The sequence below is a fragment of the Belliella filtrata genome (genome assembly GCF_022549775.1).
Taxonomy (GTDB): Bacteria; Bacteroidota; Bacteroidia; order Cytophagales; family Cyclobacteriaceae; genus Belliella; species Belliella filtrata.
In genome coordinates, this window is record NZ_JAKZGP010000094.1 from 1 (window position 1) to 11,314 (window position 11,314).

Consider the following 11,314-nt stretch of genomic DNA (forward strand, 5'->3'; position numbering starts at 1 on the left):
GCATGTGACTCAGGTTCAGTTATATAGGATTTTTTACGTTCCTTTTGAATAGCCCGAAGATTAATTCTTAAGCATAGTTGTAACAACCTAACAATCAACTTGAAAATTTATGCTCGGAATTGCTGGCAATAATACCTAATGTTGCAAAAGTCCTAGGATTACCATCGCGAGATCGATTCGGTTGATTTACACTTCCAACTATAAGAGTACTGTTAGAGACTACACCTGAAGTTGCATACACTCGCGCTCCATAAGCCTCATTAAATACACAAAGTTGCATAAAAATGGCTATAATCACTAGTTCAGTCAACTTTGTCATATTGATAAAAGCTAAATCACAGTAATATTTGAATGGTAACTGACCTTTTGACAATCAATTATTTGTAAATCAAATATAGTTTCGAATTAACTTTTAAAAGAATCAGGTAATACCCTGAAAAACGAGGGTTGTTTAACGACGTTTTTTAGGGTTTGAAAATTATTTTAATAAATATAAAATGCTACAATAGAGATGTTTAAAGTATTTTTTATTACATATTCATTCTTTTCCATAACAAAAACATCCTTACAAATAGCGATTTTTACTAAAATTAAAAATATGGCTTAAAACTTTAACTTGATAGTTTGGATTTCATTACCGAAATTTGATTTAAAGAAGTTCATTAAAATATTCGCCCAAGCTAAATCATATTATCACTCTTAAAACCCTAATATTAAATCATTTAGAGCAAAATAGGTACACTTGTTTTTAGAATACTCTTCCAACAAAACCATTTCATAATGTTTACAAAAGACCCTTCTCATAAAATACTTTTTTTAGAGGACAATTTAGTTTTATCCGAAACCATCAAAGAGCTGCTGGAATATATAGGCTATAGCGAAATCAAAATCTTACAATCTGGAGAAAACATCATTCATGAAATTGATTCATTCAATCCGAGCATCGTATTAATGGATATCAAGCTCAAAGGAAAAACCGATGGTATAGAAATAGCTGAACAAATCAGGAATACTTACTCTCTACCCATCATATTCATCTCATCTTTTAATGATCCTGATACAATTCATCGTGTAAAAAATGTAAATCCCGAAGGATTTATAAGCAAGCCATTTAGCAAGGAAACGCTCGCCATAAACCTGGAGCTGATCTTACACAACTACTATCACCAAAAAGCAAAATCTACGATCATTGCTGAAAAGCAAACTGACGGAAATCTTTTTATACGTGATCGAGGCTGGCTGAAAAAAATCAACATTGAAGACATCAATTACATCAAAACTGAAGGGAGCTATACCAGAATATTTACAAAAGATAAGGAATTTATTTTACGCAGTACAATTCGGGAAATAATGGCCAACTTACCTACAAATAAATTCATAAGAATACACAAATCCTATATTGTAAACTTTGACAATATTGATGCTGTATCTCCCTCTGAAGTAATGATTGGAAATTCCAATATCCCAATTAGTAAAACGTATTATGCTGATCTACAAGCAAGGATAAATAAGATAAACTCTTGATTTGATCAAAGAACACCTGCGAGCTGTACACACATTTAACAAAACCTTAAACCGAAAAATAATACCCAATCCCTTTGATCGTAATGATCTCTACACTTGGATCTGCTTTCAAATAGTCTCGAAGTTTGGTAATGTAAACATCCAAATTGCGGGAATTGAAGTAGCTATCATCATCCCATAGCGAAAGTAAGACTTCTTTCCTCTCCAATGTGGTATTGGTATGCTGAATAAGCAACTGAAGAATTCCAGCCTCTTTGTGAGATAGCCTACGAACTTGATCACCTGGCCCTTTCAGTTCATATTTCATTGGAAAAAAAGTAAAGGCTCCAAAACTTAATTCTTGCTGCTTGCTAACCTGACCAGAAGTAAGTTTGATCAAATTATCAATGCGAATAATCAACTCTTCCAAACTAAATGGCTTCTTTAGGTAATCATTGCCACCAGCCTGAAACCCTTTCACAAGGTCATCAAGTTGACTTTTTGCAGTCAAAAAAATGATAGGCATCTTTGGAGACACTTTCCGAATTTTATTTGCAAGAGAATACCCATCAAGCTTTGGCAACATGATGTCCAAAACACAAATATCTGGATTCAAAGACTCAAAAGCCAACATACCCAACGCTCCATCTTCAGCCAAAGTCACCTCATAACCTCGGCTTTGCAAGCTTTCTTTCACTATCTTGGCCAAGGCTGGCTCGTCTTCTACATATAAGACCTTAGTCATATTTTGGAAATTTGACTGTAAATGATGTCCCAAAGTTGACCTTAGAACTAAGCGAAATTTGTCCTCCATGATCCTTAACAACCTCGGCCACTTGTGCCAATCCAAGCCCATACCCTTTTACCTCATGAATATCTTGCTGGGGAACCCTTACGAACTTCTCAAAAACATCTTTTTGAAATTCATTGGGAATACCAATACCTTTATCCTGAATTTCAAAGTTGATCATCTTTTCCGATTCACTTAGTGAAAGTCTTATGTGACGGTTTGATCTACTGTATTTGACTGCATTGTCAAGTAAATTGAAAATCATCATGGCAAGCAGATCATTACTCCCTTTCATCTGATAACTGCCAGCTTCTTTTGCATATTCGAACTCAAATGCCTTGGAATCCAGCAAAGGTTTGTAGGAAGAGACTTGATCTTCTACCAGTTTATCAAATTGCAAGACACTAAATTCATGCTTTTTCACTCCTCCAATAGCAGAATTCAACATCCTATCTGAAAGTGATTCTAGTCGCTTCAATTCCTTCTTAGCTATTTGAATGTATTCTTGTCTAGTCTCTACTTCTTTATCTGCACCAAAATTTTCTAATGCTTCTAATACCACTCCCACCGTAGCTATTGGAGTTTTCAGTTCATGAGTGACATTGCTAATTAAATTATTCTTGAGCAGGTTTAGCCTTTGCTGTCTCAATACATTTTGGAACAGCAACCAAAAAGAACCACTCACTAATATCAATACTAAACCTGCAAAAGAAGCTGGAACCAACATTTTTCTCCATAAAAAAATATTGACATCTTCCAAGTATGCTAAGAAGCCCTTTCCAAAAGGCACATTCACCTCATCTAATAAAAATAAACTTGATACATGCTCAGGGTCTATGTCTAAACTCACTTTCTTGTAGATTTTTGCATTGACATCAAAGCCTTGCTCTTCCAGTTTTTGATTGAAAAGCATACTCAAAGCGGCTGAATCCAGCAAATCTCTCCCTAGATTGAATTCAACCCTGCTGACTGCAGCCCTTTCAGCACCTTGGATAAGTGGCCTTACTAATGCACGAAGCGTATCTGCTTTCATATTCATATCTGATGATACTATCCTGATCACCCTATTGGACATGCTATCATTCGAAACTGACATCACTGAATCTATAGTCATCTGAATACTGATATTGTCCAATGATTTGGTCATAACTTGGGATTTATCTACTTGACGCAGTATCAGTGCCTTTTCCCTTATTTCCTTAATAGAATCTAGGGGTATCAGTGAAGGAAAATCACGTGGAACTATCCCTTTCCAAATCAAAGAATCAGTCATTTCTCTCACAGTGTTGGAAAACAGTAAGGATGTCTCCTGCTTGAGGCTATTCTTATAATCATCATAAACAGCCTTTAGCCACAAAACCTGGAGGATCAGCATCACCAAAACACTGGAGATCATCAACACCAAATATCCTCGATTACTATTCATCATAAAACAAAGATAATGGCTTTAAGAAGCTTTAAGAACAACATTAACCTTAATTAACCTTGTTTTCAGGTTCATTAACTCTCTTCTACTTTTCCAATTTTTACTTTTGAAACGTGAATAGGTGGTTGACAAACTATCGCATGGTGATAAGAAAAGAACCTTTCGATAATGCCCAAAATGTGAATTCACCGCGCTATTGACTATTTACTATACAGAAGAAAATAATTTAAAATCTTATGAAAAAATACGCAATTGTAATCCTACTCTGTGCCTTTTGGTCTTTTATCAGTAACCAAAATGAAGAAGGTGTCATCACCTACACCACAAAAATAAACATGCACAAGAAAATTCCAGCTGAAAATGAGGAGATAAAAAAAATCATCCCTGAGTTCAACACTTCTTCTAATGTACTACTATTCAATCCTGATGAAAGCTTGTACAAAAACATCCCTGAGCAAGTAAATCCTTTTGAGCAAAGCTCGAAAGGAAATACCAGGGTCATCTCACAAGTAGTCATGTCTAATGAAACCTACCTAGACAGAAAAGAATCACTGATTACCCAAATGAAAGAATTCATGGGCAAAAAATACCTCATCAAAAAAGACCAAGAGAGAATCCCGTGGAAACTAGGGACAGACACAAAAGAAATTCATGGATACACTTGTAAAAGTGCCAGCTTCCAAGATAAAAGTGAACGAGAGATCAAAGCATGGTTCACAGAAGAAATCAGGGTATCACTTGGACCAGAAAGCTATCATGGCCTCCCAGGGTTGATTCTTGAAGTCTCTATCAATGATGATGATATTATCATCAGCACAGACAAAATCGAATGGAGACCTCTCAAAAAGAATGAAATCAAAGCTCCAAAAAATGGTCAAGAAATAAGTGACCAGGAGTATCAAGCCATGATTGAAGATCAAATGAGTAAAATGGGCATTGAAAGCCAAGGCGGAAATAGTGGATTTAGAATGATGATAAGAAATTAAAATCAAATGATACAGCACTTACCCACACGCCTTATTACTTTGTTCATTTGCTTAAACTGTTCCCTATTTTCCTCAAATACCCATGCTCAAAAATCTAACTGGATCCTGCAAGGTGTTATCCAAGACAACCTATCGGAGCCTCTCAATTCTGCCACTGTGACCTTGCTTGACCCTAATGATTCGACATTGATAGCTTTTGGTGTGAGTAATGCCCAAGGTCAATTTCAGATCAAAGGTCTTAGAGAGGAAAAATTACTGATTCAAGTTGCATTTCTAGGTTTTGAGGCATACCATAAGATCATCCAAAAACCAACAGAAGGAAATGAGCTATTACTAGACACTATCACCCTGATAGAACGGACTACAGAGCTTGACGAATTTACCTTGGAAGATATAGCTCCAATAACCATCAAAAAAGACACCATTGAATATCATGCTGATGCATTCAAAACGCAACCAAATGCAAATGTGGAAGAATTACTGAAAAGGCTTCCAGGTGTAGAAGTAGATCAAAATGGAAACATCAAAGCTCAAGGTGAAACTGTAAACAGAATATTGGTAGATGGCAAGGAATTCTTTGGCACAGACCCAAAAATCGCCTCAAAAAACCTACTTGCAGAGGCTATCGAGAAGGTTCAAATATTGGACAGGAAATCCGAGCAAGCACAGTTTACAGGTATTGACGACGGTCAAAGAGAAAAGACCATAAATCTTAAACTTAAGAAAGATTATAAAAATGGTTTCTTTGGCAACATATCGGCTGGATACGGACCCGATCAGCGATATAGCATTCAAGGAAATGCAAACAAGTTCACAGAAAATCAGCAAATCTCTTTCTTGGGCCTTTCAAACAACATCAATGAGCAAGGTTTTTCCATTGACAATTATCTTAATTTTCAGGGAGGAATTCAAGGCCTAGGGGCTGGTGGAGCTGGTGTAGTAAGGATCACAATAGGCGGTGGAGGTGCAGGAAGTGCTGGAATACCTATCAACAATGGCCAAAGATTGAATGGTATCATGGACAGCCATGGTTATGGGGCCAATCTCAACCAAGATTTTGGCAAAAAAACGCAATTGAGAAGTAGCTACTTTTTGAATAACCTCAATCATCAGATTTCGCAAAGTACTGATCGGTTGAATTTTTTTCCTTCGGGAAATCTAATCTCCCAAGAAAGTAGCATTCAAGACAATCAGTCTACAAACCATAAGATTAATGCAATTATAGACCATAAAATAGACAGCTTGAATTCATTCCGGTCTACTAGCTCAGCACAACTTAATCTTACCGACCGAATAGCACGGAGTGAGACCGTAAATCGAGACGATGAAGGAAATATGCTCAACAGTGGAAACCGGTTAAATCTCACTACGGGCAGTGGCTATCAAGCCAATACTGAAATGCTATTGCGTCACAGGTTCAAGAAACCTGGAAAGACTATTTCTGCGAATTTGACTTTTGGACTGAGTCTTGATGAAAATGAAGGCTCATTGTATGCAGAGAATGAATTCTTTGGAGATAACCCAAGCCTAGAAATAATCCAACAAGAACAAATTCAAAAGAATGAAAACTTCTCCTATGGGGCAAACATTTCTTACACAGAACCTTTGGGAGGAAGAAAATACCTTGAGCTAGTCTATAATATTCGCCAAAATAGAAATAAGGTAAACCAATCTGTTTTTGATCGAGAAGGTGAAAACCTGGTGTTCAACGAGCCCTTAAGCAATCATTTCAATGCTTTGTATACCTATCATAGACCAGGAGCAAATGTATCTTACAATGCTGGGAGCTACAACATTGTCGCAGGAATTGCCCTGCAGGCTACCACCCTAAATGGAGAAACATACCTGACACAGACACAAGTGAATAACAGCTTTCAAAACCTACTCCCCAGCATGAATATGAATTATAGCTTTAGCAATACAAAAAACTTGACACTCAACTATCAAACCAATGTCAATGAACCAAGTATTCAGCAACTCCAACCTGTGATCAACAACTCAGATCCATTGAATATTTACATTGGTAATCCAAACCTCAGACCTGCATACATGCACTCGATGAGAATCAATTATAATAGTTTCGACATGGGTAAGTTTATCAATCTTTTTGCCAACATGTTTGTCAACCATACTGAAAACTCAATAGTAAATGCACAAAGTATAGACGATAGACAAATACGAACCATCATCCCTGTTAATGTAAAAAACAACACTGTAATGGGTGGGAATTTCAACCTCGGATTTCCATTGAAAGCAATCCATAGCAGGTTCAATATAGGTCCAAACTTCAACCACAACAGAAGCTTTACGCTTCTCAATGATTTGGAAGATCAAATCAAAATCTTAAATCTTGGGGGTAATTTTAGGTATGATTTCACCTGGAAAGAATACATAAACTTTGGCTTAGCAGCCAATATTAGTAGACAAAACACCGCTTATAATTTTAACCCTCAACAAAATCAGCGTTTTATTAATCAAAGCTATAGTACTGACTTAGGACTAAACTTTCTTCAAAAATACAGTTTCAATACAAAATACAATTTATTGAGATACAATTCTCAGACCTCCGATTTTGACGAGTCCATACCACTACTCAACATCTCGCTAAGCAGGTTTGTACTCAAAAACAATATGGGGGAGGTAAAACTATCATGTGACAACCTATTGAATCAAAACATTGGTATAGCCCAGCGAGCGGATGTCAATTTCATAGAACAAACTGTTACCAATAACCTTGGAAGGTTTTATATGCTAAGCTTCACTTACAAAATGAACAACAAAGCCAACCCACTAGGGAATATAAGAAGAACCGGTTCACCTACCATGACGAGAATAATGAATTGATGTATCAATGTTGTTTGTGGCATAGACCTACAAGGTTTTCCATCAAATTGCACATAAGTAAATAGGGCTTGCTGAAAAAGTCTCAGGTAGATCGTGGAAAAAGCTTGCAGCTGCTTAAAAAGGCAATACCTGTTTAATGAGGTGTTGGGCTAAATTTAAAAGATTTATTCTTCAGATGGCGTTTTTCAGCACGCCCAAAATAATTGCCTTTACCAAATACCCATAACAAAACTGGCTGGTCTTCTCCACTAAACTAAACGATATAGACTAATGTATCAAAAAAAACTGTCTCATCATTGATCATTTGCAATGATGAGACAGTCTATAGCATCGGGAAAAGTTGATCTATTTTGTATTACCTTTCCCAAAATGCAGGTGGCTCTATCCCCAAGGATCTAAGATATACATAAGCCTGAGCTCTGTGATGAATTTCATTGTCGATGAAATAAAGTAAATTGCAATAGCCCTTGTTTTGATACATCCCAAAGGCAAGTACATCTTCCTGAAACCTTTCCAATGGAATTTGAGACCACCAGTAATTGATATCCTCCGTGGCTTTGTCCCAAAAAGAAAGGATTTCTGACTTGCTTTGACCAAGGTCAATTTCCTCATCAAGTTGCTCCCAAGTGTCTGTAGCGAGACCTTTTGCTCCTGGTGCCGCAATGGCAATAAGTTCTTTGATCATGATAGCAAAAGGCCTCATTCCACCTATGCTAAAAGAGAAAAGCTCATCCTCTGGAAAAGCCTCAATCACTCTCCTTGTCAAAGCCCTATGCCCCTGCCAATGCTCCAAGAGTTGCTGTTGTGTCATAACAGGTACTGACTTTGTTGCAGATGTTACAGAATTTGAATCTTTCATGGTGTTTTATTTTTTTGTGAATATTAAATAGGTATTTGAAGACATATTAAGTATCAGAAATAAAACATGATGCATACCCGTAATTAAAGCATCATGTCCCATTTGATTTTTGACTTTATTGATAAAAGTCAAATACCAAAAACCCTAATCTCATTTACTGTTTCCATTGATTTATTTCACAAAAAAAAGACATGAGAGTGACAGCCTTATGTCAGTAGCATTTAGAAAAATTCATTTTGTTACTTAATTTTCAAAAATATTTCAGCTTTCAACCTCAGTAAAATATGAACCGACTCGAAAGACTAACCGCCATTTTAACACAACTTCAATCTAAACGGTGTATCAAAGCTCAAGATATAGCCGATAGGTTTGGTATCAGTTTGAGAACAGTATACCGAGACATGAAGGCACTGGAAGAGTCAGGAGTACCCATTACCGCAGAGGCTGGTATAGGATATACCTTGGTAGAAGGATATAGACTTCCACCTTTGATGTTCACCAAAGAAGAAGCACTCTCATTTTTGGTCGTTGAAAAAATCTATGAAAAAATCACTGGAAAAGGAATGAATCAAGACTTTCAATCAGCCATGATGAAGATCAAGGCTGTGATGAAACATGCTGACAAATCAACCCTTGAAGATGTATCTACTCACATTGAAATCATGGAAGGCTTCTCCCCTAGCCATGCTTCCGACAAGCAAATCGGTCTTCAACCCATCATCTACAGCTTAGCAAGTAAGAAAAGGCTGATAATTGAATACATCACTTTCTTGAAAGAAGAAAGGAGTCGTAGAAAAATTGAGCCAGTTGGTATATATTACGCTTTTGACAGGTGGTACCTTATCGCTTGGTGCGGGTTAAGAAAAGCCTACCGAACATTCCGAGTGGATAGGATACAGCAAATAGAACAGACGGATGAAGAATATCCCAACAGGCATCCAACGCTCAAAACCTACCTCAATCAGCTTCAAAAAGAAGAGACTTTGATTCAAGTAGTCATTCATGTATCCAAACAAATAGCCAAATACTTAAAAAGCCAAAAATTCAATCACGGATTTGTCATGGAAAAAGAAATGGATCATCATATTGAAATGACTTTCATGACAAGTTCATTGGAGGGAATACTCCGTTGGCTTATCATTTTTGCTGACGACATCAAGATCATCGAACCAAAACCACTCAAAGAATTGATGTTAAACACTTTAGAATCAATGATTAAAAACATGAAGGAATAAATGCTTGCGATGTACTCAACTCATTAGCAAATTTACTGGATGTAAACTTTTCCAAAGTTAGATTACATGTTAATTCAAACACTTTGTACAAAACTGAACTTTGGAAAAGCTAAACCCAACAACAAAGGACTTAGGATAGCAATTACTTAAATCTTCGCCCTGCTCAATGGCATTGTCATACACCGAGGGCCACCAAGACCACGAGAAAGTTCTGAAGAAGGTATTTCCAAAACCTCCACGCCTAGGTTTCTCAATGCACGATTGGTATGCTTATTTCTATTGTATGAAATCACTCTTCTTGGACCTATAGCAAATACATTGGCTCCATCAAACCACTGCTCACGCAAGGCATAGTCAGGATTCCCCGCTGCAGTATGCAAAATTTCTAAATAAGGGATTTCTTTTTCCAAAACTGTGAGCAAGGATTCATTAAGTACTTCTCTTTTAATGTGAACCTTATCATCTTTAATCTCTTTTAAGGTGTAAAGAGACGTTTGAAGCACAGCATTCAAGGCATCAGGATATGTCAATGCTAAATTTTCGTCCAAAATCGTAAATACGGTATCCAGGTGCATGTAATTTCTTTTTTTGGGTAAATGAACCTCATACACCCGCTCTATAGTGCCTTCAGCAAGTAATGCCTTGGCAACATGGTAGATTGCCTTTTCATCTGTCCTTTCTGAATTCCCTATAGCGACTGCTTTTTTGGAAAGCACGATGATATCTCCACCTTCAATACTTGCAGGATTATCATGCCCTGGCACAGGATAAATACAGTTTACATTTTCTTTAAAATCTGGATGATTTTCAAAAATACTACGAAGCAAATCCGCCTCTCGCTGCCGCCCTTCCATTTTCATGCTAGAAAATACAATGCCACCTGGTGTCACAGCCATAGGATCACGCTGAAAATAAAGATTGGGACTTGGAGGAATCACAAATGCATACTCCATCAACTCCCCAGCTGACAGGTTTGGGATTTTCCTCCTTAATTCATGCACCTTCACCCCAGCCATCAATGCCACAGCACACTCAGCAGTAGACAATCTTCCTATAATTTGATCCGCCAAATGCACCATTCCTGATCTCCCAAGCGCCTGCTGCATTAATTTAAAAAGTAGCTTCTCATCCGAAAGGACTTGGATTAGAAGTTCTTGAAGTCTAAAAACTGTAGCTCCAGTAGTTTGTTTGATCAAATTGGTGAAATAATCATGCTCTTGCTGCATAGCCTCTAAGTAAGGCACATCTTCAAATAGTAAAAACTCTTTGTTGTAAGGAGTTAATCGATCGATCTCCTTACCCGGTCTATGCATCAAAACAGCCTTCAAAGTACCAAATTCGGAATTAAGTCTAAGGTTCATGGTTCTATTTTATCTTATTTTCTTAAAATTAATGTAAAATATCTAGATTATGGTAAAATAGCAGCCTACAATTGTAATTTACCATACTTTCTGATCTTAAGAAACCTCATCTTAAACCTTCTATATTTCAAAAATCACATTTCTTTAGGGTGCATCAATCTAAAACTTAGACTCAAAAATCTAAAAATAGAGTAGGAAGATAGGGATTATTTCCCTATCTGTCCTCTCACACCACCGTACGTACCGTTCGGTATACGGCGGTTCTTTAAGTTTTGATTCTAACCTTTTGGTAATAGTCCGACAGGAATAC

General features: G+C 37.0%; 8 protein-coding genes. 4 read left to right on the forward strand and 4 right to left on the reverse strand.

The window, feature by feature from the left end; genetic code table 11:
• Positions 1–780: 780 nt before the first annotated feature.
• Positions 781–1,524, forward strand: a complete 744-nt coding sequence (locus tag MM239_RS19775; protein ID WP_241350058.1) for a LytR/AlgR family response regulator transcription factor — start codon at positions 781–783, stop codon at positions 1,522–1,524.
• Between the two features lie 46 nt (positions 1,525–1,570).
• Here the strand turns inward: MM239_RS19775 and MM239_RS19780 are convergent, their stop codons facing one another.
• Complete coding sequence (locus MM239_RS19780) at positions 1,571–2,248, reverse strand: response regulator transcription factor (protein WP_241350059.1); 678 nt, start codon at positions 2,246–2,248, stop codon at positions 1,571–1,573.
• The gene (locus tag MM239_RS19785; protein ID WP_241350060.1) at positions 2,241–3,722 is read right to left on the reverse strand and encodes a sensor histidine kinase; all 1,482 of its coding nucleotides are present in this window, start codon (positions 3,720–3,722) and stop codon (positions 2,241–2,243) included. The genes MM239_RS19780 and MM239_RS19785 overlap by 8 nt, the downstream gene beginning before the upstream one ends.
• A 233-nt stretch (positions 3,723–3,955) precedes the next feature.
• Here MM239_RS19785 and MM239_RS19790 point away from each other — a divergent pair, with 233 nt between their 5' ends.
• Together MM239_RS19790 and MM239_RS19795 are read left to right on the forward strand one after the other, a co-directional pair.
• Positions 3,956–4,705: a GLPGLI family protein gene (locus tag MM239_RS19790; RefSeq protein ID WP_241350061.1), complete on the forward strand. Its 750-nt coding sequence runs from the start codon at positions 3,956–3,958 to the stop codon at positions 4,703–4,705.
• A gap of 6 nt (positions 4,706–4,711) precedes the next feature.
• The gene (locus MM239_RS19795; protein ID WP_241350062.1) at positions 4,712–7,549 is read left to right on the forward strand and encodes an outer membrane beta-barrel protein; all 2,838 of its coding nucleotides are present in this window, start codon (positions 4,712–4,714) and stop codon (positions 7,547–7,549) included.
• Positions 7,550–7,904: 355 nt separating this feature from the next.
• Here the strand turns inward: MM239_RS19795 and MM239_RS19800 are convergent, their stop codons facing one another.
• The gene (locus MM239_RS19800; protein ID WP_241350063.1) at positions 7,905–8,408 is read right to left on the reverse strand and encodes a DinB family protein; all 504 of its coding nucleotides are present in this window, start codon (positions 8,406–8,408) and stop codon (positions 7,905–7,907) included.
• A gap of 284 nt (positions 8,409–8,692) precedes the next feature.
• Between MM239_RS19800 and MM239_RS19805 the strand changes: the two genes are divergently transcribed.
• The gene (locus MM239_RS19805; protein WP_241350064.1) at positions 8,693–9,643 is read left to right on the forward strand and encodes a helix-turn-helix transcriptional regulator; all 951 of its coding nucleotides are present in this window, start codon (positions 8,693–8,695) and stop codon (positions 9,641–9,643) included.
• 146 nt (positions 9,644–9,789) lie between these two features.
• Here MM239_RS19805 and MM239_RS19810 read toward each other — a convergent pair whose 3' ends face one another.
• Positions 9,790–11,004, reverse strand: coding sequence for an arginine deiminase (locus MM239_RS19810; RefSeq protein ID WP_241350065.1), 1,215 nt, complete (start codon positions 11,002–11,004; stop codon positions 9,790–9,792).
• Positions 11,005–11,314 lie beyond the last annotated feature (310 nt).